The 25,309-nt window shown below is 65.1% G+C and carries 25 protein-coding genes; 12 read left to right on the forward strand and 13 right to left on the reverse strand.

The window, feature by feature from the left end:
- The first annotated feature begins 160 nt into the window (after positions 1 to 160).
- Complete coding sequence (locus GVL12_RS16590; protein WP_235033891.1) at positions 161 to 1,234, forward strand: UxaA family hydrolase; 1,074 nt, start codon at positions 161 to 163, stop codon at positions 1,232 to 1,234.
- 76 nt (positions 1,235 to 1,310) lie between these two features.
- Positions 1,311 to 2,243 (forward strand): dihydrodipicolinate synthase family protein, encoded by a 933-nt coding sequence (locus GVL12_RS16595; RefSeq protein ID WP_159916009.1) that lies wholly within the window; start codon positions 1,311 to 1,313, stop codon positions 2,241 to 2,243.
- Positions 2,244 to 2,251: 8 nt separating this feature from the next.
- Here the strand turns inward: GVL12_RS16595 and GVL12_RS16600 are convergent, their stop codons facing one another.
- On the reverse strand, positions 2,252 to 2,539 hold the full coding sequence (locus tag GVL12_RS16600) for a hypothetical protein (RefSeq protein ID WP_159916011.1): 288 nt from the start codon (positions 2,537 to 2,539) through the stop codon (positions 2,252 to 2,254).
- Here GVL12_RS16600 and GVL12_RS16605 point away from each other — a divergent pair.
- Genes GVL12_RS16605 through GVL12_RS16620 form a run of 4 tightly spaced genes read left to right on the forward strand, consistent with a single transcriptional unit; the run spans position 2,530 to position 6,004 of the window.
- Entirely contained in the window at positions 2,530 to 3,471 is a 942-nt protein-coding gene (locus GVL12_RS16605) for an ABC transporter substrate-binding protein (RefSeq protein WP_159916013.1), read from the forward strand. The two genes, GVL12_RS16600 and GVL12_RS16605, sit on opposite strands and share 10 nt — an antisense overlap.
- Positions 3,472 to 3,511: 40 nt before the next feature.
- Entirely contained in the window at positions 3,512 to 4,405 is an 894-nt protein-coding gene (locus GVL12_RS16610; RefSeq protein WP_200843826.1) for an ABC transporter permease, read from the forward strand.
- The gene (locus GVL12_RS16615) at positions 4,398 to 5,195 is read left to right on the forward strand and encodes an ABC transporter ATP-binding protein (RefSeq protein ID WP_159916015.1); all 798 of its coding nucleotides are present in this window, start codon (positions 4,398 to 4,400) and stop codon (positions 5,193 to 5,195) included. Before GVL12_RS16610 ends, GVL12_RS16615 begins: the two co-directional genes overlap by 8 nt.
- Entirely contained in the window at positions 5,195 to 6,004 is an 810-nt protein-coding gene (locus GVL12_RS16620) for an alpha/beta hydrolase (RefSeq protein ID WP_159916017.1), read from the forward strand. The genes GVL12_RS16615 and GVL12_RS16620 overlap by 1 nt, the downstream gene beginning before the upstream one ends.
- Positions 6,005 to 6,141: 137 nt before the next feature.
- Here GVL12_RS16620 and GVL12_RS16625 read toward each other — a convergent pair whose 3' ends face one another.
- The 3 genes from GVL12_RS16625 to GVL12_RS16635 all read right to left on the reverse strand — a co-directional run bounded on the left by GVL12_RS16625 (position 6,142) and on the right by GVL12_RS16635 (position 9,423).
- Positions 6,142 to 6,819 carry a GntR family transcriptional regulator gene (locus GVL12_RS16625; protein WP_159916018.1) on the reverse strand — a complete coding sequence of 226 codons (678 nt, stop codon included), beginning with the start codon at positions 6,817 to 6,819 and terminating at the stop codon, positions 6,142 to 6,144.
- Between the two features lie 32 nt (positions 6,820 to 6,851).
- Entirely contained in the window at positions 6,852 to 8,648 is a 1,797-nt protein-coding gene (gene atzF, locus GVL12_RS16630; RefSeq protein WP_159916020.1) for an allophanate hydrolase, read from the reverse strand.
- 97 nt (positions 8,649 to 8,745) lie between these two features.
- The gene (locus GVL12_RS16635) at positions 8,746 to 9,423 is read right to left on the reverse strand and encodes a GntR family transcriptional regulator (protein ID WP_159916022.1); all 678 of its coding nucleotides are present in this window, start codon (positions 9,421 to 9,423) and stop codon (positions 8,746 to 8,748) included.
- A gap of 154 nt (positions 9,424 to 9,577) precedes the next feature.
- On the opposite strand from GVL12_RS16635, the gene GVL12_RS16640 reads away from it, so the two are divergent.
- From GVL12_RS16640 to GVL12_RS16650, 3 genes are all read left to right on the forward strand, one after another.
- Positions 9,578 to 9,976 (forward strand): carboxymuconolactone decarboxylase family protein, encoded by a 399-nt coding sequence (locus GVL12_RS16640; protein ID WP_159916024.1) that lies wholly within the window; start codon positions 9,578 to 9,580, stop codon positions 9,974 to 9,976.
- 10 nt (positions 9,977 to 9,986) lie between these two features.
- Positions 9,987 to 10,850, forward strand: coding sequence for an NAD(P)-dependent oxidoreductase (locus tag GVL12_RS16645; protein ID WP_159916026.1), 864 nt, complete (start codon positions 9,987 to 9,989; stop codon positions 10,848 to 10,850).
- 194 nt (positions 10,851 to 11,044) lie between these two features.
- Positions 11,045 to 12,013 carry a tripartite tricarboxylate transporter substrate-binding protein gene (locus GVL12_RS16650; RefSeq protein ID WP_159916028.1) on the forward strand — a complete coding sequence of 323 codons (969 nt, stop codon included), beginning with the start codon at positions 11,045 to 11,047 and terminating at the stop codon, positions 12,011 to 12,013.
- Positions 12,014 to 12,041: 28 nt separating this feature from the next.
- On the opposite strand, the gene GVL12_RS16655 is transcribed toward GVL12_RS16650, so the two are convergent.
- From GVL12_RS16655 to GVL12_RS16690, 8 genes are all read right to left on the reverse strand, one after another.
- Positions 12,042 to 12,257: a molybdopterin-binding protein gene (locus GVL12_RS16655; RefSeq protein WP_159916030.1), complete on the reverse strand. Its 216-nt coding sequence runs from the start codon at positions 12,255 to 12,257 to the stop codon at positions 12,042 to 12,044.
- Between the two features lie 47 nt (positions 12,258 to 12,304).
- The gene (locus GVL12_RS16660; protein ID WP_235033892.1) at positions 12,305 to 13,675 is read right to left on the reverse strand and encodes an LLM class flavin-dependent oxidoreductase; all 1,371 of its coding nucleotides are present in this window, start codon (positions 13,673 to 13,675) and stop codon (positions 12,305 to 12,307) included.
- 31 nt (positions 13,676 to 13,706) lie between these two features.
- Positions 13,707 to 14,582: an ABC transporter ATP-binding protein gene (locus tag GVL12_RS16665; protein ID WP_159916032.1), complete on the reverse strand. Its 876-nt coding sequence runs from the start codon at positions 14,580 to 14,582 to the stop codon at positions 13,707 to 13,709.
- A 30-nt stretch (positions 14,583 to 14,612) separates the two neighbouring features.
- Positions 14,613 to 15,452 carry an ABC transporter permease gene (locus GVL12_RS16670; protein WP_235033893.1) on the reverse strand — a complete coding sequence of 280 codons (840 nt, stop codon included), beginning with the start codon at positions 15,450 to 15,452 and terminating at the stop codon, positions 14,613 to 14,615.
- Entirely contained in the window at positions 15,449 to 16,288 is an 840-nt protein-coding gene (locus GVL12_RS16675) for an ABC transporter permease (protein ID WP_159916034.1), read from the reverse strand. Before GVL12_RS16675 ends, GVL12_RS16670 begins: the two co-directional genes overlap by 4 nt.
- A 5-nt stretch (positions 16,289 to 16,293) precedes the next feature.
- The gene (locus GVL12_RS16680; protein WP_159916036.1) at positions 16,294 to 17,391 is read right to left on the reverse strand and encodes an ABC transporter substrate-binding protein; all 1,098 of its coding nucleotides are present in this window, start codon (positions 17,389 to 17,391) and stop codon (positions 16,294 to 16,296) included.
- An 89-nt stretch (positions 17,392 to 17,480) separates the two neighbouring features.
- Positions 17,481 to 18,989: an amidohydrolase family protein gene (locus GVL12_RS16685; RefSeq protein ID WP_159916038.1), complete on the reverse strand. Its 1,509-nt coding sequence runs from the start codon at positions 18,987 to 18,989 to the stop codon at positions 17,481 to 17,483.
- Between the two features lie 757 nt (positions 18,990 to 19,746).
- A complete protein-coding gene (locus GVL12_RS16690) occupies positions 19,747 to 20,685 on the reverse strand; it encodes a LysR substrate-binding domain-containing protein (RefSeq protein ID WP_159916040.1) in 939 nt (312 codons plus the stop codon).
- Positions 20,686 to 20,821: 136 nt separating this feature from the next.
- Here GVL12_RS16690 and GVL12_RS16695 point away from each other — a divergent pair, with 136 nt between their 5' ends.
- Together GVL12_RS16695 and GVL12_RS16700 are read left to right on the forward strand one after the other, a co-directional pair.
- Positions 20,822 to 21,814, forward strand: coding sequence for a tripartite tricarboxylate transporter substrate binding protein (locus GVL12_RS16695; RefSeq protein ID WP_159916042.1), 993 nt, complete (start codon positions 20,822 to 20,824; stop codon positions 21,812 to 21,814).
- A 20-nt stretch (positions 21,815 to 21,834) separates the two neighbouring features.
- Positions 21,835 to 22,695, forward strand: a complete 861-nt coding sequence (locus GVL12_RS16700; RefSeq protein WP_200843827.1) for an N-formylglutamate amidohydrolase — start codon at positions 21,835 to 21,837, stop codon at positions 22,693 to 22,695.
- Between the two features lie 6 nt (positions 22,696 to 22,701).
- Here GVL12_RS16700 and GVL12_RS16705 read toward each other — a convergent pair whose 3' ends face one another.
- A complete protein-coding gene (locus GVL12_RS16705) occupies positions 22,702 to 23,253 on the reverse strand; it encodes a gamma-glutamyltransferase (RefSeq protein WP_200843828.1) in 552 nt (183 codons plus the stop codon).
- 385 nt (positions 23,254 to 23,638) lie between these two features.
- On the opposite strand from GVL12_RS16705, the gene lldP reads away from it, so the two are divergent.
- Entirely contained in the window at positions 23,639 to 25,309 is a 1,671-nt protein-coding gene (gene lldP / locus GVL12_RS16710) for an L-lactate permease (RefSeq protein WP_159916046.1), read from the forward strand.

Below are 25,309 nucleotides of genomic sequence, written 5' to 3' on the forward strand. Positions count from 1 at the left end.
CGCGCCTGGCAACCAGGCGCAAACCCGCGAACGCCGCGCTCAAGCCACGACGTTGCATGAAGGGTGTTGGCGACTTTTAGTAACCTCGCCAGAACGCAAGTTCCTGCGCCGGCCGCTTCGGCCAAAGAGGGAGCCCGCAGCGTTTCGCGGCGGGCGGCTTGTGGGCTATCCGAACATCGACGGCGTGGTGGGCCTGAGCCACGGCACGGGCTGCGGAATGGAGATGACCGGCGAGCCCATGCATCTGCTGCGCCGAACGATTGCCGGCTATGCGCGCAATCCGGATTTTGCCGGCGTGCTGGTGATAGGCCTGGGGTGCGAGCGCAATCAGATCAAGGGCCTGATAGAGCAGGAGGCGCTGGCCGAAAACCGCCTGTTCAGGACCTTCATCATGCAGGAGCAGGGCGGCACCAGGAAGACGGTGGAAGCCGCGATCGCGGCCGTCGACGAGATGCTGGAGGAGGCCAATGCGGCCCGGCGCACGACGGTGCCCGCAAGCCATCTGCGCATAGGCCTGCAATGCGGCGGCTCGGACGGCTTTTCCTCGATCACCGCCAACCCCGCGCTGGGTGCGGCGATGGACATCCTGGTGCGCCATGGCGGCACGGCCATCCTGTCCGAAACACCGGAAATCTATGGCGTCGAGCACACGCTGACCCGGCGCGCGCGCAATGCGCAGGTGGGCCAGAAGCTGGTGGACCGCATCCTGTGGTGGAAACACACCTATTCGCCCGGCCGGGATGTGCAGATCAACGGCGCGGTGAGCCCGGGCAACCAGGTGGGCGGCCTGGCCAACATCTTCGAAAAGTCGCTGGGCTCTTCGATGAAAGGGGGGACGACCGGGCTGATGGAGGTGTACCAGTATGCCGAGCCGGTGCGCCAGGCCGGCCTGGTGTTCATGGACACGCCGGGCTTCGACCCGGTATCGGCCACCGGCCAGATCGCGGGCGGCGCCAACCTGATCTGCTTCACCACCGGGCGCGGTTCGATGTTTGGCGCCAAGCCCGTGCCCTGCGTCAAGTTGGCGACCAACACGGCGATGTTCGAGAGACTGAAGGAAGACATGGACATCAACTGCGGCGGCCTGATGGATGGCGAAGAAGACATGCCGCAGGTCGCGCAGGCCATCTTCGAGCTCATCCTGCGCATCGCGTCGGGCGAGAAGTCCAAAAGCGAAGCGCTGGGCCTGGGCGATCACGAGTTCGTTCCATGGAACATCGGCATCGTGAGCTGATGCGGCGGACCCTCTTGTCGGCCCAGGCGCAAGCCTGGGCCGATGCGAACCCAATCACTTCCTGGACGCAGAAAAAATGACGACTCCTTCCCAGAACCTGCAAGGTGTGTTCTCGCCGGTGCTCACGCCGTTTTCCGCCGACTTGCGGCCCGACCCGGACCGCTTTGTGAAGCACTGCCGGTGGCTGCTCGATCAAGATGTCGGACTGGCGATTTTCGGCACCAACTCCGAGGCCGCTTCGCTGTCCCTGCGCGAGCGAATCGACCTGCTCGAGCACCTGATAGCGCATGGCATTGCGCCCGACAGGCTCATGCCTGGCACGGCCAGCTGTTGCCTGACGGAAAGCATAGAAATGACCAAGGCGGCGGTGGCCGCGGGTTGCGCCGGCGTGCTCATGCTGCCGCCGTTCTATTACAAGGGCGTGAGCGACGAGGGGCTGTACCGCAGCTTCTCGACCATCATTGAAGCGGTGGCCGATGAGCGCCTGAAGATCTACCTCTATCACATCCCGCCCGTCTCGCAGGTGCCCATCAGCCTGGCGTTGATCGAGCGCTTGCTCAAGAGCTATCCCGGCGCGATCGCCGGCGTCAAGGACAGCTCCGGTGACCTTGACGGCATGCTGGCGATGATCCGCGAGTTCTCCGGCCAGGGCTTCTCGGTGTTTGCCGGCAGCGAGGCGCTGCTGCTGGAGAACCGGCGCGCGGGCGGTGCGGGCTGCATTACCGCGACGGGCAATGTGAATCCCACGGCCATCATGCGCCTGTACCGTGAATGGCAAAGCCCGGACGCGGACCAGCAGCAGCAAGCCTTGGTTCAATCGCGCGGCGCATTTGCGCAGTTCCCCATGATTGCGGGAATGAAGGCGGCCATCGCCTGGAAATCCGGGCGCAGCGACTGGCTGCATGTGCGCCCACCGCTGCTTGATCTGGACGAAGCCCAGCAGCAGGCGCTGCAGTCTCTACTGGCCTCCATGGACTTTGACATTCCAAATGCCGGGCAGCTTGTCTGAAGCGTGATTCACCAGTGCAAAAACGCCGGCCTGCACGCCGGCGTTTTTGTTTCCGCCGCACCGCCACGGCGTCGCAATCCCCGGATTTGCCTCATCTGCGTGCAGGTTGATCGCAAATGGTGCGCGCCGCCTTGCCGCATGCCGTTCTCCAGAGGGGAAAGCGCCGGGAAAAGTGTGAAAACAGCTGGCACGCAGCTTGCTTGAATGGCTTTGACTGCCTTGTGTACAAGAGAGTATTCAAGGGCAGATCGATTTTCGCCAAAGCCCAACTCAAGAAGGAACTGCCATGTTTTCACGTCGACTCTTGCTTGCTTCTTTGACTTCTTCTGCACTGGCAGCGTCCGTGGTGGCGCCCGCGCACGCCGCAGACAAGGTCATCAAGGTCGGCACCTTGAAGCTGATCCATGGCATCACGCCGTACTTCTATGACAGGTTCACGCCGGCCGGCTACAGGATAGAAGTGATTCCTTTCGAGACCCCGACCGACGGCAAGAACGCCGTGGTCACCAAGTCGGTGGACTTCGGCACCTATGGCCTTGCAGCCGCGACGCTGGGCGCGGCGGCTGGCGAGCCGGTGGTGATCATTGCGCCGCAGTGCAATGGCGGCATCGCGATCGTGGTGCGCAAGGACGGCGGCGTGGCCGCGTTCAAGGGCCTGAAGGACAAGCGCGTGGGCATTCTGCCGGGCTCGACCCAGGAAGCCGTGTTCCTCGACCGCCTCAAGGCCGAAGGCATGACGATCAAGGATGTGAAGTCGGTGCGCGTGTCGTTCAGCGAGATGGCCGGAGCGCTCGAGCGCGGCGACATCGACGCCTATGTGGGCGCCGAGCCCGGCCCGTCGATCAGCGTGGTCAAGGGCGTGGGCAAGGTGCTCGAGTACCCGTACAGCACGCCCACGGGCGCGGTGAACATGGTCATGACCACCCATGCGGACACCGTGAAAGACAAGGCCGAACTCGCCAAGGTATTCCTTGAAATCCATCGCAAGGCATCGGAGTACGCCATGGCCAACCGGCCCGCGCTGATCGAGATGGCCGGCGCCAGGCTGGGCCTGCCGGCCGATGTCGCCAACCTGGCCGCGGACAACGTCAAGCTGACCTGGAAGATCGACGACGACTGGATACAGCGCAGCAAGTACTACGGCTCGCTGATGCTCGAGCGCAAGCAGATCCGCAAGCTGCCCGACTACAGCCGCTTCATCGTGACGGGCCTCAACCCCCAGTCCTGATCGCTCTCCCGCCCTGCAGCCCGTTCCGGAAAGATCCGCCATGTCCACTTCCACCCTTGATACCAGTGCGCGTGCCATGCCCCATGCCACTGCGGCCCAGGCGCAGAACCTTGCGCCAGAGTTCGTGATGCCGGCCCAGCCCGGCGCGCTGCACCTGTGGCTGGTGAAATGGGTGGTGCCGGCGCTGCTGCCGCTGGCCTTGCTGCTGGCCTGGGACCTGGCCATTCGCTGGTCGGGAACCATGCTCGTGCCGCCGCCCAAGGAAGTGGCGCTGATGCTCTGGGATTTCGCGTTTGGCGGCATCTACGACGATGCCTTCAGCGAAACCCTGGGCACGCACTGGCTGCAGTCGATGGCGCGCGTCTATGGCGCGTTTGCGCTGGCCGCGCTGGTCGGCATTCCGCTGGGCCTGGTGATAGGCAAGAACGCGACGATACGCCGCGTGGTCGACCCCACGCTGCAGATGCTGCGCCCCGTGCCGGTCACGGCCTGGCTGCCGCTGTCGATGATCTTCTTCGGCGTGGGCCCGAACGCCGCGATCTTCCTGGTGTTCCTGGGCGCGTTCTTTCCCATCGTGATCAACACCACGTTCGGCGTGAAATCGGTCGAGGTGCGCCTGTTCGAAGCCGCGGCGATGCTGGGCTGCTCGGGCGCCTCGATGTTCCGCCAGGTGGTGCTGCCCGCGGCGCTGCCGTCGATCTTCAACGGCCTGCGCCTGGGCCACGGCATTGCCTGGTTCCTGATCGTGGTCGGCGAGATGACCGGCGTGCCCGAAGGCCTGGGCGCGGCCATCATGGACGGCCGCATGCTCTCGCGCACCGATGTCGTGATCTCGGGAATGGTCGTCATCGGCTTCACGGGCTTTGTCACCGACCGCCTGCTCGTCGCACTCAACAACCGTCTGCTCAAGTGGAGCCCGCAACACAATGTCTGATTCCATCGCCACCCGCGCGCCTACGCCCATTCTCGACATTGCCAACGTCAGCAAGGTCTTCAACCTCAACGGCCGTCCCATCCATGCGCTCAAGGACGTCAACCTGCAGATCCACAAAGGCGAATTCGTCTGCCTGATCGGTGCCTCGGGCTGCGGCAAATCCACGCTGCTGCGCATCATGGGCGGCTTCGAGCCGGTGTCTACGGGTTCGGCTCGCATGTACCACGCGCCCATCCAGGCGCCCGGGCCCGAGCGCGGCATGGTGTTCCAGGATTACGGCCTGTTCCCCTGGCTCACGGTGCGCGAGAACATCGCTTTCGGCCCCAAGCAGCGCGGCCTGCCCGCGGCCCGGCTCAAGGAGATTTCGGACCGCTTCGTGAACATGGTGGGCCTGGGCAAGTTCGCCGAGCATTTCCCCAACCAGCTGTCGGGCGGAATGAAGCAGCGCGTCTCGATCGCGCGCGCGCTGGCCAATGACTGCGAAGTCTTGCTGATGGACGAGCCGTTCGGCGCGCTCGATGCGCTCACGCGCGAAGTGCTGCAGCAGGAGCTGCTCGACATCTGGGCCAAGACCAGACTGACGGTGATTTTCGTGACCCATGCAGTGGAAGAGGCGGTTCTTCTGGCCGACCGCGTGGTGGTCATGACCGCGGGCCCGGGCCGCGTGGAACGCGACTACCGGATTCCGCTGGAGCGCCCGCGCTGCATCACCGCGCCCGAGTTCAACGTGGTGCGCCGTGAGCTGACCGAAATGCTCAGCAGCCATGTGTCGCTGCCCAAGGCCGCGTGATGATAGACAGCCTGCAGGCCCTGCCCCAGGCGTTGCGCGACGCGGCCTATGACAACACGGCCGCGGTGCGTGACAGCGCGGCGCAGCTCGCAGGCTTTGACGCGCGCAGCGACGCGCTGGTGGCGCGCGTGGTCGGCCAGATCGACCAGCGCTACGGAGCTGCCCAGCGCCAGGTCTTCGACTACTTCGCGGGCCGAGCCGACGCGCCCACGCTGCTGTTCATTCACGGCGGCTACTGGCAGATGCGCCACAAGAACAGCTTTCGCTTTGTCGCCGAAGGCGCGCTGGCGCTGGGCATCAACGCCGCGCTGCTGGGCTATACGCTGGCGCCCCAGGCCAGCCTCGCGCAGATCGTGCAGGAGGTGCGGCAAGGCATTGCGGCCGTGCGCGCCCATGCACAGATGCTGGGCCGCAGCGGCGATGTGCTGCTGTGCGGCTGGTCGGCCGGCGGCCATCTGGCGGCGCTGGGCCTGGGCTGCGAAGGCGTGCGCGCGGGCCTGGGCATCAGCGGCATCTACGATCTTGCGCCGCTGCAGCACACGTATCTCAACGCGGCCTTGCAGCTCACGCCGGCCGAAGTGCAGACGCTGAGCCCGCTGCATTTGCCACCCGTGAACAAGCCGTTCGTGACCGCGTTTGGCACGGCGGAACTGGCGCAGCTGCAGGCGCAGAGCCAGGCGTTTGCGCGGTATCGCGAGGGTTGCGCAGGCGGGCTGCTGGCCGTTGAAGATGCCGACCATTTCAGCATCTTGAATGCGCTGGCCGATTCGCAGGGGGCGCTGTTGCAGCGGTTGATTTCCTGTCTGTAGAACCGGGGTGTGCTCATTTTTAGGGCAGGCCGTTCATGGTTCGACGGGCTCACCACGAACGGGGGAGCCGTGCGTCCGGAGTCCAGAGCCCGTCGAAGGATCGAAGGATGAACGGCCTGCGCTACAGAAGAAAAGACTCAAGCCGCAACCCGCCCCTGCCTGGCCGCCTGCAGCGTATGCAAGGTGATTTTCTTCACTTCATCGCGGCTCACCGCTATGTGTTTTTGCAGCAGCGCCTTGGTCGTGGCCGTATCGCGTTCGAGCAGCGTCTGCAGAATCTGCGCATGCTCGTCATAGGCCGCTTCGATGCGGTAGTTGCGCGTGAATTCGAGGCGCCGCACGATGCGGATGCGCTCGGTCAGATCGCAGTGGATGCGCGCCATTTCCAGGTTGCCGCTGGCATGCACCAGCGCCATGTGGAACGCTTCATCCATCTGCGAGACTTCGGCGCACGCATGAAGCCGCTGGGACGGCGCCACGCACCACAGCGCGCACAAGGGCGCCAGCCTTTGCGCGAGATCGGGCGCCGCGCCCAGCAGGTCTATGGCCGCGCATTCGAGCACCGAGCGCACGTCGTAGAGCTGCTCGAACACATGGAAGTCTATGCTGTTGACCAGCCAGCCGAGCTTGGGCATGACCGAGATATAGCCTTCGCGCTGCAGCCGCACCAGCGCCTCGCGTATCGGGGTGCGGCTCATGCCCAGCAGCGCGCTGACTTCGTTTTCACTGAAGCGGTCACCGGGAACGAAGTGAAAGTTGTCTAGCGCCTGCTTGAGCTGTGTGTACGCCGAAGCGGCGAGGCTGGTGTGGGCCACGGTGGTCTCCTGGTTTCTTGTCGTGTGACGGTCTAGCGCAGGCTGTTGCAATACGCGCGCCAGCCGCCGAAATTCGTGATGTCGGTGGCCTGGGCCAGTGCATGGGCTTCGCAGATGAAGCCCTTGCAGGTCTCGCCGCTGGCCAGGGTGACCGAGCCGATTCCCAGCGGTGACGGCACGCCCGCGACAAAGCGCCCGAAGTGGGCCAGCGGCATCTCCCAGACTTCGACGGCAATTGCCGCGCCATCTTGCGCGCGTGACAGCCCGGGCTTGGGCGGCACCGTGCCTTGCAAGGCATAGAGGCGGTAGCTGGCGCTGGTGTGCGTGGCCTGCACGAAGCGCGCGCCGCAACTGTGCAGTTCATGGTTGAGCGGCATGCCGCGCAGATGCGCGCCGACCACGGCCACCTTGATCATTTCGCCGTGCGCGGCCACGTTCCAGGTGGCGGGCTCTGCGCTGGCGCTGGCGCTGGCCTGCAGGCCCGTGACGCCCGCGGGCAGGCCGGCGTGCTGCTCGAGCTGCGCCGCCCAGCGCACCAGATCGGGCTCGCGCCAGCCGGGTGCTATCAGCGTGATGCCAAACGGCAGACCGTCGGGCAGGCGGCTGGCGGGAATGGCGATTGCCGACCAGCCCAGCAGGTTCACGAAGTTGGTATAGACGCCCATCTCCGAGTTGACGGCAATGGGGTCGGCCATGACTTCATCGATGCGCGGATGGCGCGGCGCGGTGGGCACGCACAGCACATCCCACTGCTGCCAGATCTGCTCGGCCTGCTGCTTGAGGGCCAGCAGCCGGTACTGGGCGGCGAACGTATCGGCCGCGGAAAACTTCTGGGCCACATCGAGCACGCTGCGCACCACGGGCAGCATTTTTTCAGGCTGCTGCTCGTAGATGCTGCGCGCGCCGACCACGCGTTCCGCGACCCACGGGCCCTGGTAGAGAAGCTGCGCGACTTCGAACAGCATGTCGAAGGAAATGTCCTGCAGCTGGGCGGTCCGGGCCTGCAGCTGCGCCGAGAAGGCGGCGAACGCGGCTTCGTAGCCGGCCGAGAGCTTGCGGGCCGCGGGCGTGGCCACGCGCAGCTGCGCCAGCGGCTTGTGCGCGGGCGCCATGGGCCGGGGCCGCGAGTAGCCGTCCGCCGCATCCAGCCCTTCCATCAGCGACATCACGCGTGCGCTGTCCGCGACGGTGCAGGCCAGCACGCCAATGCAGTCCAGCGTGCGGCAGGCAGGCACCAAACCGGTGCCGCTGACTGCACCAGGCGTGGGTTTGAGGCCCACGATCTGGTTGAAGCCCGCGGGAATGCGCCCCGACCCCGCGGTGTCGGTCGACAGCGCGAAAGGCACGAGACCGCGTGCGACGACCGAGGCCGAACCCGAGCTCGAGCCGCCGCAGATCAGGCGGCTGTCAAACGTATTCGGCACGACGCCGTAGGGCGAGCGCGTGCCGACCAGGCCGGTCGCGAACTGGTCGAGGTTGGTCTTGCCCAGAACGATGGCGCCGGAATTTTTAAGGCGTTGAACGGCAAACGCATCGCTTTGGGCAACGTAAGCGAATTCCTCGCAGGCCGCGGTGGTGAGAAAGCCCGCGACATCGATGTTGTCCTTGACCGCGAAGGGCACGCCATACAGCGGCAGCTGGTCGCGTCCCAGCGTTTGCTCCAGCGCGGCAAGTTCTTTGATTTGCGCCTGCAGCTGTTCAATGCTGGCAATGCTTATCCAGGCTGTATCCCCTGCATCGCAGGCACGCCGCTGCGACTCCAGCAGGTCGGCCGGTGTTGCGCCCCGGGCGTATGCGTTCTTCCAATCTTCGAGTGTGCCGATCAGCATGATGAATACCCTGATGTATACAAGATGCGCTGATCAAGCAGTTTGTGTGCCAGCTGGCGCTGGCCGCAGGAGACTCAGGGGAGCGTGCCGCCGCTGCTCAGGACGACTGCGCTGCGGACATGCTGCGCAACACGTTTTCACCGGCTTTCTGGACATGCGCGCCACACAGCGCGGCTGCGGTCTGCGCGTCGCCTTTTTCTATGGCGGTCACGATGGCGTCGAGCTCGGCCAGCGTCTGCGGCAGGCGCCCGGGTTGGGACAGGGAGATGCGGCGCAGCACGGTCACGCGGTTGTTGAGTTGCTTGAGCATCTGGCCCGCGACCAGATTGCCGCAGCCTTCGACCAGGATGTCGTAGAACTGGTTCTTCAGCGTCAGCAGCGCCGCCTTGTCGTGCTCCTGGTCCAGGCGCACGAGTTCGTCGAGCTTGGCCCGCAGCGCCTGGCGCTGCGCGGCCGTGGCGTGCAGGGCAAAGCCTTTTCCCGCGAGGCTTTCGAGACTGGCGCGGACTTCGTAGATGTCACGCACTTCCTGCACCGAAATGCTGGTGACTTCGGGGCCCTTGTGCGGAATGATGGTGATCAGTCCTTCGGCCTGCAGGTGCTGCAGCGACTCGCGCAGGCAGGAGCGGCTCACATCGAGGCTTTCGCACAGCTCGCGTTCGGAGAGTTTCTGGCCCGCGGCAAGAACGCCATCGAGGATGGCGGTGCGCAGGGCATTGGTCGTTCGTTGGCGCAACGAAGTGTCTTCGCGGGGAACACGCAGCATCTGGTTCATGCAAGCATCCTACTTGGTTCTCATGCAATCAGATTGTCATACACAGAAATCCGACGCAGCGCAATGCACGTTTTCATGATGTCAGATTGTCTGACAATCTGAATAATAAGCACCATCACCGCTTTTCGCGGTCTTCCACTACCAAGGAGCTTTCATGACCCGTGCCTACGCCCCCAAGAACCCGGCGCTGTTCGACCAGGGCCTGTCCACCCGCCGCGAAGTGCTGGGCGCTGAATATGTCGATGCGTCGATCAAGAACGCGACCGACTTCAACATCGACATGCAGGAACTGGTCACGCAGTACTGCTGGGGCGATGTCTGGAATCGTCCAGGCCTGGAGCGCAAGACCCGCTCTTTCCTGAACCTGGCGATGATCACGGCGCTGAACCGTCCGCATGAGCTCAAGCTCCATGTGCGCGGTGCCATCAACAACGGGCTGACCAAGGAAGAGATCAAGGAAGTGTTCCTGCAGGCCGCGATCTACTGTGGCGTTCCCGCGGCGATCGACTCCTTCCGCGTGGCATCGGAAGTGTTCAAAGAGATGGACCTTTGAGGGGACACACATGAGCCGCATTGGATTCATCGGTTTGGGAATGATGGGCCGCCCCATGGCCCATCTGCTGCACGCTGCCGGGCACAGCCTGGTCATCCAGGACGCGAACCAGGAAGTCGCGACACGCTTTGCCGCGGAGCACGCAACGACCCTGGTCGCCGGCGCCGCCCGGGACTTCGCGGATTGCGACGCCATCATCACCATGCTGCCGAACTCGGACATCGTCGATACCGTGGTGCACGGGCTGCAGCCGCAGCTGCGGCGCGGCGCCTGCGTGATCGAGATGAGCTCCGCCGACCCCAACCGCACGCGCGCGCTCGCGGCGCGGCTGCAGGCGCAAGGTGTGGCGCTGATCGACGCGCCGGTGTCTGGCGGCGTCAAGAAGGCCGTTGCCGGCACGCTGGCGATCATGGTCGGTGGCGATGCACAGGTGTTTGCGCAGCACAAGCCTGTGCTCGAATGCCTGGGCAAGGCGATCAGCTATGTCGGCCCGGTGGGCGCGGGGCATGCGCTCAAGGCGCTGAACAACTATGTCTCCGCGGCAGCGCTGCTGGCCACGGCCGAAGCCATTCATGTCGGTGCGGCGTTCGGCATCGAGGCGGCAACGATCGTCGATGTGATCAATGCCTCCACGGGCAAGAACAACACCACCGAGAACAAGGCCCACCAGTTCATGCTCAACGGCGCCTTCAACTCCGGTTTCTCCCTGGCCTTGCAGGCCAAGGACGTGGGTATCGCCGCGGCGCTGGGCACTTCGGTGAGCCTGCCCATGGAACTCGCGCAGAAAGTCCATGCCATGACCGCCGACGCCTCCCAGGCGCTGGGCCCCACGGCAGACCACACCGAACTCTACAAGTTCGTCGGCCACTCCTAGGCCGTTGTGCGAGGCGGCGCCCGGGCCGCCCCGCACGGGACACCTCCATGCGTTTGCAACCGGCTTGCCTGCCCGCAGGGCAGGGGCTGGGGCGGGACCGCGACCGTCTTTTGCCGGGCCATGCATGGGAGCCATCAAGCCGGTGACGCCAGCACTGATGCGATTCATATACCCATAACCAGGAGACATTCATCATGCGTTCTTTTACCCAAACCGTTCTCGCCGTGGCCTTGGCCGCCGGCTCCATGGCCGCGATGGCTTTCCCGACCAAGCCCGTGACCATCGTCGTCCCGTATGCCGCGGGTGGCTCGACCGATGTGCTCGCGCGGGTGCTCGCCGAAGCCTTGACGCGCGATCTGGGCCAGCAGGTCATCGTCGAGAACGCCGGCGGCGCGGGCGGCACGATAGGCACGGCACGCGTGGCGCGCGCCCAGAACGACGGCCACACGCTGCTGCTGCACAACATGGGCATCGCCACCGCGCCTGCGCTCTACAGCAAGCTGAGCTTTGACGTGAAGAAGGACCTGGAGCCGGTTGCGCTCGCGGGCGACGTGCCCATGATCCTGGTGCGGGGCCAGCGCTTTGCGCCCGCCACGCTGACCGATCTCATCGGGCAGATGAAAGCCCAGCCCGGCACCGTGAAGTTCTCGCATGCGGGCATTGGCGCCACTTCCCACCTGTGTGCCATGCTGATCAACCAGACGCTGGGCACGACCGTCACCATGGTGCCGTACCGCGGCACCGGCCCCGCGCTGCAGGACCTGATTGCCGGCAATGTGGATGTGATCTGCGACCAGCCCGTGGCGACGGGCCCGCATATCCAGGCCGGCATGCTCAAGGCTTATGCGATGGCGACCAAGGAGCGCCTGGCCACCATGCCCGATGTGCCCACGTTCTCCGAGGCCGGCATGCCGGGCTTCGAGCTCGCGGTCTGGCATGGGCTGTATGCGCCCAAGGGCACGCCCGCAGCGGTGATCGAGCGGCTGAACAAGGCCGCGCGCGTGGCGTTTGGCGAGCCGGCGCTGGTCAAGCGCTTCACCGACATGGGCGTGGTGATTCCGCAGGGCGACCGCCTCAAGCCCGACGTGCTGCGCCAGCACACTGCGGCGGAAATCCAGCGCTGGGATCCGGTGATCAAGGCCGCGGGCGCCAAGGCGGAATAAGACGACTGGGGCGACGCCGATGGTCTTGTCAGAGCTTGGCGATGGACACTTCGGTGGATTTGACGAGCGCCACCACTTCGGAGCCGATGACCAGTTTCAGGTCGTCGACCGAACGCGTGGTGATCACCGAAGTCACGATGCCCCAGGGCGTCTGCACGTCGACTTCCGAGACCACATCGCCGCGGATGATCTCCCGCACTTTGCCCTTGAACTGATTGCGAACGTTGATGGCTTGAATGGTCATGATGTGAGTGAAGTGGAAGGGGTGGAAGAAGCGGTACAGGTGGAACTTCAGGCGGGAACGGCCTGCTCGGAGCGGGCCCGCGCACGCGCCAGCGCCGCCGGATGCTGGGGCCGTGCCAGCCCCAGGTGCTCGCGCAAGGTGCGGCCCTCGTATTCGGTGCGAAACAGGCCGCGGCGGCGCAGCTCGGGCAGCACCAGTTCGATGAAATCGTCCAGGCCTCCGGGGAACCATGGGCCCATGATGTTGAAGCCGTCTGCGCCACCTTCCTCGAACCATTGCTGCAGCTGGTCGGCAATCGATTTCGGTGTGCCCACGACCTGCTGGTGGCCGCGCGCGCCGGCGATCTTGAGGTACAGCTGGCGAATCGTCAGGCCGTCGCGGCGCGCCAGGTCGATCAGCAGGCGCTGGCGGCTTTGCGGGCCTTCGGTCGGCGGCAGCTCGGGCAGCGGCCCGTCGACCGGGTAGCTTGAGAGGTCCACGCCGCCCGAAAGTCCCGCGAGCAGCGACACGCCCACCGCGGGGTCGATCAGCGACTGCAATTGCTCGAACTTCGCCTCGGCTTCTTCCTGCGTGCGGCCGACGATGGGAAAGATGCCGGGCATGATCTTCACGTCATCGGGGTGGCGGCCATGGTGCTGCACACGCTCCTTGATGTCGGCGTAGAAGCTTTGCGCCTCGGCAAAGGTCTGGTGCGCGACGAAGATGACTTCGGCCGTGCGCGCGGCAAGCTCGCGCCCGTCTTCGGAGGCCCCGGCCTGCACCACCACGGGCCGGCCTTGCGGCGAGCGCGCGACATTGAGCGGGCCGCGCACCTGGAAGTGCGTGCCCTTGTGGTTCAGCGGGTGCAGCTTGTCGGCATCGAGGTAGGTGCCGCTGCTCTTGTCGCGCACGAAGGCGTCGTCTTCCCAGCTGTCCCACAGGCCGGTCACGACATCGTGGAACTCGGCCGCGCGGCGATAGCGGTCGGCATGCGCGAACTGGGCGCTGCGGTTGAAGTTCAGCGCCTCGGCATTGGTCGCCGAAGTCACCAGGTTCCAGCCCGCACGCCCGCCCGAGATCTGATCGAGCGAGGCGAATTTGCGCGCCAGGTTGTAGGGCTCGTGGTAGCTGGTGGAGGCGGTGGCGATCAGGCCTATGCGATCGGTCACGGCGGCCAGCGCCGACAGCAGCGTCAGCGGCTCGAACTGGTCGCTGCGCGCGGTGCGTGCCAGCGCCTGCAGGTTGTCGGAGCGCACGGCCACGCCGTCGGCCAGGAACACCGCGTCGAACTTGGCCGCCTCGGCCTTCCTGGCGAGCTGCACGTAGTGGCGGAAATTGACGCCCGCATCTTCCTGCGCGTCGGGGTGGCGCCAGCCGGCGATATGGTGGCCCGTCTGCATCAGGAATGCACCGAGCTTGATCTGCTTCTTTGTGGTCACGAAATGCCTTCGGTGGAAGTGAAAGGGCAGGTCACCAGGCGAAGCGCAGGCGCTCGCTGGAAAAACCAATGGAGGCGACGGGCTGCGCGGGCGGCGGCACGTCGCTGGGGCCTATGCCGGCCGCGCCGCGCCGGTCGGGACCGAGGAAGTCGGCGAGCACATCGTCGCGGATGCGGATGAACTCGGGGTCGCTGCGGTTGCGCGGGTGCGGCAGGTGGACCGGCACGATGCGCCGGATGCGGCCCGGATGCGGCTGCATCACCACCACGCGGTCGCCGAGGAACACGGCTTCCTCTACGTCGTGGGTGACCAGCAGCATGGTGATGCGTTCCTTTTGCCAGATGCGCTGCAGCTCGCCCTGCAGGCGCGCACGCGTGAGCGCATCGAGCGCGCCGAAGGGCTCGTCGAGCAGCAGCACGCGCGGGCGGTTGACGAGCCCGCGCGCAATCGCCACGCGCTGCGCCATGCCGCCGGAGATCTGGTGCGGAAAGGATTTCTCGAAGCCTTCGAGGCCGACCAGCGCCACATGCTCGGCAATCAGATTGCGCTTTTGCGCGGCATTGAGGCCCGCGTTGCGCAGGCCGACGCCAATGTTCTGCTCCACCGTGAGCCAGGGGAACAGGCGGTGGTCCTGGAACACGATGCCCCGGTCCAGGCCCGGGCCGGTGATGTCCTCGCCGCCGAGCGTGATGGCGCCGTCGTATTCGGTATCGAGCCCGAGCACCAGGCGCAGCAGCGTGGACTTGCCGCAGCCGCTGGCGCCGACGATGCTGACGAACTCGCCGGCATGCAGTTGCAGATTGATGTCCTGCAGCACCTGCAGGCTGCCGTCCGTCGACTGGGTGCTGTCGAACTGCTTGGAGGCGACGTGGATGTGCAGATCATCCGTGGTGACTGTGGTTGTCATGGGTTGTGCCTTCGCAAAGATGAGGGGATTTCAGCGGCCCAGCCGCCGGGCCAGCGCGCGCTCCAGCGTGCGGGCGCTGGCATTCATGAGCCAGCCGACAAGGCCGATGGTGACCATGCCGAACAGCACCAGGTCCATGCGGAAATGCTCGCTGCCTTCGATCAGCAGATTGCCCACGCCGCGCCCCGACACCAGCAGGTATTCGGCGCCTATCGTGGCCAGCCACGAATACACCAGTGCGAGATAGACGCCGGTGAAGATGGCCGGCGCGGCCGAGGGCAGCACCACATGCCAGATGGTCTGCGCACGGGTGTAGCCATAGACGCGTGCGACTTCGAGCAGCGTGGCCGGCGTGTTGCGTATGCCGTCCGCGGTGTTGACCACCACGGGCACCAGCGCGGCCAGCGACAGGAACACCACCTTGGCCACATCGCCCAGGCCGAACCAGACCGAGATCAGCGGAATCCAGGCGAACAGCGAGATCTGCTTGAAAGTGTTGAAGCTGGGGCCCACGATGCGGTTGAAACGCGGCCACAGGCCCAGCAGCCCGCCCAGCACCAGGCCGCTGCTGGTGCCGATGACAAAGCCGGTCAGCTCGCGCGCCAGGCTGGCGCGCAGGTTGAGCCACAGCAGGCCGCTGCTGATCAGCTCCCAGCCGGTGTCGAACACCTTGGCGGGCGACACCAGCAGCGCCGAGTTCACCAGATCGAGCTTGGAGGCCAGGGCCCACAGCGCGATGGCAACAATGGGCACGACCAGGCCGCGCCAGCGCGCCAGCGACGCCTTGTCGTGGCGCGCGCTGGCGCTGTTCGCCGGCGGCGCAGCCACGCGCTCGGTGGCGGGCAAGGGGGAGATGGTGGTGGTGGTCACAGAAGGCCTCTCTCGGTGATGGGACGGGCGCCATGGCGCGCGGCAACGCGCGCTTCGGCCCAGTCCAGCAGACGGTCAATCGCATAGCCCAATGCGCCGACGATGATCACCGCCGCCATCACCAGGTCCAGCTGGAACAGCTGGCGCCCATAGACGATCAGATAGCCCAGGCCTTCGCTCGAGGCGACCAGCTCGACCACCACCAGCGACAGCCAGGCCTTGGTGAAGCCCAGGCGCAGCGCGGTGAACAGCGTGGGCATGGCCGTGGGCACGACGATCTCCAGCACCTGCTGGCGCCGCGAGTAGCCATAGACATTGCCGACTTCGAGCAGGGTCGCCGGTGTCTGGCGAAAGCCCTGCAGCGTGCCCAGCGTCACCGGCACCAGCGCGGCCTTGGCGATGAGGATGTACTTGAGCGGCTCGCCAATGCCCACCAGCAGCAGCACGAACGGCAGCCAGCCAAGCACGGGAATCTGCACCAGCGCGTTGAACGTCGGCAGCAGGTAGGCCTCGACGGTCTTGGACAGGCCCATGGCCGCACCCAGCAGCAGGCCCAGCGCGCTGCCGACGACAAAGCCCACGAGCACGCGCTGCAGGCTGGCCTGGGCATGCAGCCACAGGTCACCGGTGGTGGCCAGCTCGCTCAGCGTCTCCCAGACGAACTGTGGCGGGGGCAGCACCTGCGGCGAGATCCAGCCCTGGGCCGCGCCCACGACCCACAGCGCAAACAAGGCGATGGGCAGCAGGAACGGGTCGACGCTGCGCACAACGCCTTGCAGGCGCTGCCTGCCGGTCACTGCAGGCAGCGCCCCGGGATAGGAAAGGGTGTTTGCCATGGCTGTCAGCGCTGCGCGACCGGAGTGCCTTCAGACGCTTTCGCCAGGCCCTTGGCGTCGAACGTCTGCCAGCGCTTTTCCAGGCCCTGCTGCTTGAGCGCGGTCTGCAGATAGCGCGGCTCGAACCAGTCGTCGACGGTGATCGCGCGGCGGATCAGCTTGAGCTTGAGCGCGTCACTGGCGACCGCCTTGTAGCGCCCGACGATGAACTCATCGAGCAGCGGCGAGTTGCGCAGCGCCAGCGCCTGCTTGTCGAATTCGGCTTCCCACGAGGCCAGCGGCGTGCCGCTGCGCGCCCAGATCTGGAACAGTTCGGCGCGGTTCTTCTCATCGGAAGCCCAGTGGGCCGCGCGCACGAACTGGTCAACGACCTTTTGCACCTGCGCCGGGTGCTCCTTCTCGAAATCCTCGCGCACCAGCAACGAGGCCTGGCGCGTGAGCGCCGGGTCCTTGCCCTGCGTCGAATAGATCACCTTGGCCAGCCCGCTGTCGCGGACCTTGAACCATTCATAGCCGCCAAAGGACGCGTCCACGCCGTTCGATACCAGCGCCGCCTGCGCGCTGCCGGTATCGAGGTTGACGGCCTTCAGATCGCGTTCGGCCAGCCCCACGCCTTCGAGCGCGTTGATCGCCACCAGATGGCCGTTGGTGCCGCGAAACAGCGAAACCTTGCGGCCCTTGAGGTCCTGCAGGCCCTTGATGTCGGATTGGGGCGGCGTCACCACGTAGAGATTGTTGCGCGCGCCGCTGACCAGCAGCAGTTTGGTCTTCAGGCCGTTGGCGCGCCCGACGATAGAGGGCAGGTCCCCCTGGTAGGCGAAGTCGATCTGCTTGTTCGACAGCGCTTCGTTCACGGCCGGCCCGGCGCCCTTGAAGAACAGCCATTCAACGCTGATGCCGTCGGCCTTGAATGCATCTTCGAGCGCCTGGTTGGCGCGCAGCACGCCGCCGGGCGATCCGCCCCAGGTCACGGGCTCGCCGCCGCCTGCGGTGGCCACGCCTATGCGTATGGTCTGTGGCGGTGCGGCCTGGGCCGTGGCGCCAATGAACAGGCCCAGCGCCAGCAGGGTGGCGCGTCGGCTGAAGATGAATGCGTAGGTCATCAGGATTCCTTTGGACAAAAGAAGGGCCAGGCGCCGCGCGTGCAGGGCGCGGCGCCAGGAAAGAAAAGGGCGAGGAAGGGGGGCGCCGGTCAGCGCTTGCCGAGCTTGTCGGCGATATCGGTGCCGGCGAAGAATTCGGGGTTGGCCTCGGTGTAGAAGCGGTACGGGTTCTCGAACACCAGCGCGCGGAAGTCGTCGGCGCTGATCACGCCCTGCTCGACCAGGTCCCAGCTTTCGGCCAGCGGCTCGGTCAGGTCGGGAACGTCCCAGTGGCCTATGTCCGAAGACCAGATCGCATTGATCTTTGTGCCCAGCGGGTTCACCTTGGTGTTGAACGCGGCGGCCACGGTGCGGTCGTCGGCCTCGGCGCCGAAGTAGAACGGCTTGACCCAGCGCTCGCGTATGTCCTCGGCGCTCTCTATGCCCGCGGCCAGAAAATCATCGAGCTCATCGCCTTCGGGTTCGCGGCTGTGCGGCAGCGCCGAAATGCCCAGGCTGTCGCGCAGCAGCGTCTCCTTGTTCACCGGCTTGCCCTTGGTGAGTTCGGCGCCGTATTGCTCGAACAGCGCGGCCAGCAGTTCGACGTCGGCATGGGCCGGGTTGTAGTTCTGCACTGCGTGGCGGTTGCGCTTCTCGAAGCGGTCGACCAGGTGGGTGTACACATGCGCACCCCAGTCCGCGCCGCCTTCGAGCAGCGCCACGCGCAGCCCCGGAAAGCGCCGCGTCACGCCGCCGAAGAACAGCGCCTTGGCAAAGGCCTGCGAGCCATCGGCAAAGTGGCCGATGTGGTTGAACATGTAGTTGCTGATCGACTGGCGGCCGGTCCAGCCCTGGCTGCCGTAATGCGTGGTCACCGGCACGCCCAGCTCCACCACCTTGGCCCAGAACGGGTCGTAATCGTGCGGGCTGTCTATGCCGTAGAAGTCGGTATAGCTTGCATGCCGCGCCACGTCGGGATGCTCGGCCTTGGGGTACTTGGCAGCAATCGCGGGAATGGGCCGGCGCACGCCGCCGGCGATGTTGATGACCTTCAGGCCCAGCGTCTTGACCGCGAATTCCAGCTCTTCTATGCCCTCCTGCGGCGTGTTCAGCGGAATGCCCGCAACGGGCGTGAGCCGGTGCGCATGCTTGCGATAGAGGTCGGCATGGAAGTGGTTGATCGCGCGGTGCAGCGGTTGGCGAAACTCGTCCGAAGCCGCGGCCGGCGCCAGTACATCGTTGGGGAACAGCACCGAGTAATCAGCGCCTTGTTCCTCGAGACGTTCGGCCAGCAGATCGGGCAGCGTGTAGGTGGCGAGATCGAGCGTGTTGCGCGTGACGCGTGCCCACCAGGGCGCACGCAGGGTGCGATGGTGCTGTCGCTCCTGCGCGCTTTGCTGGTACCAGTCCTTGCCCTCTGCGGAGCGCGTCGCAAAGCGCCCGCCGAGCGACTTGCGCAGCGCATCGACCAGCGCGCTGCCGCCGTAGTGCTGGACGTAATCCTCCAGAGCGGGCGTGTAGTCGTTGACATGCACATCGGTGTCGATCACCGGGAAATCAAGCCGCGATTTGACGGCGGCGGAGCGCGATGATTCTTTGCTCGAAAGTCTTCTCGTCATGGCTTCTATCCTTCATGCAGTGGTTGACGAAGGTTAAGAAGACATGGGCTTGCAAGGAACGAAGGAAAGAAGAATTGGATATCTGGTTTTTGGTTGAGTCGCTTTGGTTTGTTGACGGCAAGTGATTGTTTTTATTGGGTGGATATGCGGTTTTTGTGCGGGATGTGCGTGGGGCAGTGGCTCTTGCTTGAGGTGGGGCCGTCCACCCTTCGACGCGGCCGGCGAGGCAAGCTCTCAAGAAACAGCTTTTTTTGTCAAATAAATCAATGACTTAGCAATGGTCGGTTTTGTGCAAACAGCGGTCGCAAAGTCATGATTTTTTCCAAAACGAATAGCTAATGGCCGTTCGCCCTGAGCTTCCCTAGGCGGGCCCGTCGAAGGGTGTCTCCACCCTAGGCCAGTGCGCCAGTTCATCCTTCGACAGGCTCTCAAGAAACAGCTTTTTTCGTCAAATAAATCAATGACTTAGAAAGCACTAGTTTTGGGCAAACAGCGGCGATGAATGGCCGACGGTCAAAATACCGACCCTTCGACAAGCTCAGGGCGAGCGGTGGTTTAGGGCGTGGCGAAAAAATCCGTTCGGGCTGAGCCCGTCGAAGCCCCGGTATTCAAGAAACCGGTCTCACTCCCCGCTGTTTCTTGTCAACGCCTGGCGAGGCTCGTCTCGCTTACCCCGCTCAGGGCGAACGGCAAGAACCGTTCGTGGTGAGCCTGCCTGCGCGGCCCGGTCGAACCATGAATGTCCTGCCCTCAAGTACTAGACGCTGCCTTCACCCATCCCCATCCCCCGAATATCCTCCCCCGCCGCCTCCAGCAGCCACCGCCGAAACTCCGCAAACCCCGGCCTGGGCCGGCGGTCGTGGGGCGTGCACAGAAAATAGCCGCGCTGCAGCGCGATCGGCAGATCGAACGGCACCGCCACCGCGCCGGATTGCAGCGCCTCCTTGACCAGGCAGCGCTGCACCAGCGCAACGCCCATGTCGGCAATCACCGCCTGGATCAGCATGGATACCTGGTCGAATGCCGTCGTGAGGTTGGGTGCCGTGCGCCCCGCATGCACGGCGCGCAGCCATTGCGTCCAGTTGCCCGGCGCGGTGGTGTGGTACAGCAGCGGCTCGGACGCGAGGTCGCCCGGGCGCCGCCACAGGCCTTGCGCCAGCCGCTGCTGCAATCGTGCGGGGTGGCAGATGGGCACCATCTCGCGGCCGATCACGTAGTCGCAATGGCATTGCGGCCAGTCTTCGGGCCCCAGGCCCGTGAGCACGGCCGCGTCGGGCACCGCGCCCGAAAAATCTTCGGCCTTGCTGTAGGGCACGAAATTCAGCTTGATGCCGGGATGCATCTCCTGGAAGCCGCGCAGCCGCGGTATCAGCCAGACGCTCGCAAAAGTCGGCACCACGGCCAGATGCAGCGGGCGATCGGGAGGCAGCACCCGCAGGCGCGCGCTGACTTCCTCGATCGCACCCAGCGGCTCGCGCACGGCGTCCAGCAACTCCCGCCCCACAGGCGTCAGCGACAGGGAATGGGCATTGCGTTTGATCAGCGGCATTCCGTAGTGCAGCTCGAGCCGCGCGACGGCCCGGCTCACGGCGCTCTGGGTCACGCACAGTTCCGCCGCGGCGCGTGAAAAGCTGCCCAGCCTGACCGCCGTGGCAAAGGCATGGAGTTCGGACATCGAGGGCGAGTGCATTCGCATGGGGCTGTGGCGTCAAGGGCGGGGCTTGAATGGTGGGGCGCGCGTGCCCCGCGTCAGTGCGAGTATGCACAACAGTCATGCTCATTGCCAATTTGTCGTTTTGCGCCGCACGGCTGCCGCCTGACACTTGCCAACCATGACCACGCCCACCTTCCTCCCTTCCCGCCGCTCTGTCGCCCTGACGCTTGCCGCCTTCGCCGCCCTGGGCGCGAGCGCGGCCCACGCCGAGTACCCTGACAGGCCCATCAAGCTCATCGTCCCGTTCGCGGCCAGCGGCTCGACCGACCTGGCTGCGCGCCTGATCGGCGAATACGCAAGCCGCGTGCTGGGCCAGGCGATCGTCATCGAGAACCGCGCCGGCGCGGGCGGCTCGCTGGGCATGGACATGGTCGCGAAGTCCAAGCCCGACGGCTATACGCTGGGCATGGCCACCATGAGCACGCACGGCTCGAATGTCGCGGCCTATGGCAGCCGGCTCAAGTACGACCCTATCAAGGACTTCGTGCCCGTGAGCAATGTGGCCACGGTGCCCAGCGTGCTGGCCGTCACGGCCAAGTTCCCGGCGAAGAACATGGCGGACTTTCTCGCGCTCGCCAAGAGCGAGCCGGGCAAGATCACTTTCGCTTCGCCGGGCACCGGGTCGCTGGGCCACTCCAACGTCGAGTACTTCTCGAGCATGGCCAAGATCCAGTTGCTGCACGTGCCCTACAAGGGTTCGGGCATGGCGCTCAACGACGCCATCGCGGGCCAGGTGGACGCGATCACCGACAACCTGCCTTCGGCGCTGTCGCATATCAAGGCCGGACGCCTGCATGCGCTGGCCGTGCTCTCGGACAAGCGCTCGCCCGCGCTGCCTGATGTGCCCACCTATGGCGAGCTGGGCTTCCCGCAGATGGGCAACGGCGGCTGGTTTGGCGTCGTCGCACCCGCGGGCACGCCTGCGGCCATCGTCAAGAAGCTCAACCAGGCGATTCACACGGCGATGAAGGAACCCGACTTCATCAGCAAGATGGAAGAGGCCGGCGCGACGCTCATTCCCAACACCTCGGCGCAGTTCCAGGCCCAGATCGAACAGGCCGTGCTGCGCTACAAGAACGTCGCCAAGGTCGCGAAGATTTCGGTGGAGTAAGAATGCAGGACACGTCTGCCATGTTTTTGCTGCACACGCCGGGCGGCGCCGCCATTCCGCTGGTCTGCGACTCGCCCCACAGCGGCGTGCAATACCCCGAAGACTTCGGCCATGCAGTGCCGCGCGCGCTGCTGCGCGCCGCCGAAGACACCCATGTCGAAGCGCTCTGGGGCGCGGCGCCTGAGCTGGGCGCGACGCTGGTCGAAGCGCTTTTCCCGCGCAGCTATCTGGACCTGAACCGCACGCTCGACGACATCGACCCGAGCCTGCTCGCTGCCCCCTGGCCCACGCCGCTGTCGCCCAGCGAGAAGACACGCATAGGCTCGGGCCTGGTGTGGCGCACGGTCAAGAACACGCCCATCTACGACCGGCTGCTGCCCGTGGCCGAAGTGCGCCAGCGCATCGCGCGCTGCTACCAGCCCTACCACCAGGCCCTGGCCGCGGCCGTGCAAAGCACCTACCTGCGCTTTGGCGCCGTGTGGCACCTGAACCTGCACTCCATGCCCAACAACGCCTACGAGCGCCTCCAGATCAAGAGCGACAAGCCGCTGGCCGACTTCGTTCTCGGCGACCGCGACGGCACGACCTGCGAGCCGGCGTTCGTCGCGCTGGTCGAGGAATACCTGCGCGGCTGCGGCTACACCGTGGCGCGCAACGACCCCTACAAGGGCGTGCAGCTGATCGCCAAGATCGGCCAGCCCGCGCTGCAGCGCCACAGCATGCAGATCGAGATCCGCCGCCCCATCTACATGGACGAGGACTCGCGCGAGCGCAATGCCAATTTCGAGGTGGTGCGCAATGACATCACGGGCCTGCTCAAGACCATGGCGGGGTACTTCGAGGCGCATCCGGCGCTGCAGCGGGCTGCCGACGCGGCTTGAAAGCCCTCAGGCGCTGATCGCCGTGCGCAAGGCCACCCCATCACGGCCCGGGTCGGCGCCGCCATGCAGTCCATCGGCCTGCACCTGCACGCCATGGACCCAGCCAATGGTGTAGTTGTACGGGTTGCGTCCCACGCTGTAGCCCTCGGCTTCCAGCTCGCGCGTCGTGTAGCGCGGAATGCGGTTGCAGACGTCGATGGAATTGCTGGTGGAGGAAAAGCGCGGGGCCGCAACAGCCGTCTGCATTTCCATGCCATGGTCAATGACGTTGAGCAGCACCTGCAGCACGCCCATTGCAATCTGCGTGCCGCCGGGCGCGCCCAGCACCATGTCGAGCGCGCTGTCCTTGAACGTCATCGTCAGGCACGAGGACGTGAAGCGGCTCTTGCCGGGCTGGATGCTGCCCGCGCGGCCCGGGCGCGGATCGAACACGCCCATGCAGCCGTTGTAGAGAAAGCCCATGCCCGGCGTGATCACGCCCGAAGGCATGGCCAGGGAATGCGTCATCGAGACCGCGTTGCCGTGGCTATAGGGCGTGGCAGCAAGTTCTGCTCCCATGCTGTGGCGCCCGCTTTTCCCGAACTGCCGCTCCTGCCAGTGGGTGCTGGATGCCAACAGCGGGCATTTTTCTGACATCGATTCGCGTTGTGGTCTGATTAATTGGTACTACCAATTTAAAAAAGTCGTGTGTTTTTGGTGTGAGTAAGTGTTTTCCCTATGTGTGAATACGGTGAAAAGCTGAAAGATCACGCATCTTGCGGTGGGGTGTTGAATTTTTGGTGAAATTGGTCTAACCAATTTAAGCCGCTTCTACCCCGAGACACTGCGAAAAGTAAACAGCGCCTTCTGTTCAGCCAGACAGCCCGGCTTGAGATCCTGAATTGGCGCAAGAAGCAAACGCAAGGGCTGGCTGCGCCCTTTCAATAAACCTAGAGACACCGGCATGCAAACCATCTGGCAACAGAATTACGACCCTGCGGGGAACATCTGGATTTCGGCGCTCATTGCGCTGATTCCCATCGTCTTTTTCTTTCTGGCACTGACAAGGTTCAGACTCAAGGGCTACCAGGCCGGCACCGGGACCGTGGTGCTGGCCATGGGCGTGGCACTGCTGTTCTACAAGATGCCCGTGAGCGCCGCGCTGGCTTCGGCCGTGTATGGCTTCTTCTATGGTCTGTGGCCCATTGCCTGGATCATCGTGGCGGCGGTGTTTCTCTACAAGATCTCGGTCAAGACGGGGCAGTTCGACGTCATTCGCTCATCCATCCTGGCGGTTACGCCCGACCAGCGGCTGCAGCTGATACTGGTGGGCTTCTGCTTCGGCGCTTTCCTTGAAGGCGCTGCCGGCTTTGGCGCGCCCGTGGCGATCACGGCCGCACTGCTGGTGGGCATGGGCTTCAAGCCGCTGTACGCGGCCGGCCTGTGCCTGATCGCCAACACGGCGCCCGTGGCCTTTGGCGCCATGGGTATCCCCATCATCGTCGCCGGACAGGTCTCGGGCCTGGACACTTTCGCGATCAGTCAGATGGCGGGCCGCCAGCTGCCGTTGATGACCGTGATCGTGCTGTTCTGGCTGATGGCCATCATGGATGGCTGGCGCGGCGTCAAGGAAACCTGGCCTGCGGTGCTGGTCGGTGGCGGCACGTTCGCGGTGGTGCAGTTCCTCACGGCGAACTACATCGGCCCCGAACTGCCCGACATCACCTCGGCCATCGTTTCGCTGGTGGCACTGACGGCCTTTCTCAAGGTCTGGCAGCCCAAGCGCATCTTCCGTTTTGCGCCCGAAGCGGGCAGTGCCGTCGTGCCCGCGCCCGCGGTATCGGGCCCTGCGTTGACCATCGGTGCCATCGTCAAGGCCTGGTCGCCGTTCCTCATTCTCACGGCCATGGTGACGCTCTGGAGCATCAAGCCATTCAAGGCACTGTTTGCCACGGGAGGGGCGCTGGCTTCCTCGGTGATCAATATCCCCGTGCCTTTCCTGCACAACCTGGTCGAGAAGGCCCCGCCCGTCGTGGCGGCCGCCGCACCCTATGGCGCGACCTACACTTTCAACTGGCTGCTGGCCACCGGCACGGCCATCCTGATCGCGGCGCTGATCAACATCGCTTTCACGCGCCTGTCGCCGGCCAAGGCCGTGGCCACGCTGGGCGAGACCCTCAAGGAACTGGCGGTGCCGATCTACTCCATCGGCATGGTGCTGGCCTTTGCCTTCATCGCCAACTACTCGGGCCTGTCGGCAACGCTGGCGCTGGCACTGGCGCACACGGGCCAGGCATTCACCTTCTTCTCGCCTTTCCTGGGCTGGATAGGCGTGTTCCTGACGGGCTCGGACACCTCGGCCAACGCGCTGTTCGGCGCGCTGCAAGCCACGACCGCGCAGCAGCTGGGCCTGCCCCCGGTGCTCACCGTGACGGCCAACACCACGGGCGGAGTGACGGGCAAGATGATCTCGCCCCAGTCGATTGCCATTGCCTGCGCCGCGGTGGGACTTGCCGGGCGCGAGTCCGACCTGTTCCGCTTCACGGTCAAGCACAGCCTGATTTTCGCGACCATGATCGGAGTGATCACCACGCTGCAAGCCTATGTGTTTCCGTGGATGATTCCAGGTCATTGA

It is taken from the genome of Pantoea sp. 18069, from assembly GCF_902706035.1.
In the GTDB taxonomy this organism is placed as follows: Bacteria; Pseudomonadota; Gammaproteobacteria; order Burkholderiales; family Burkholderiaceae_C; genus Comamonas.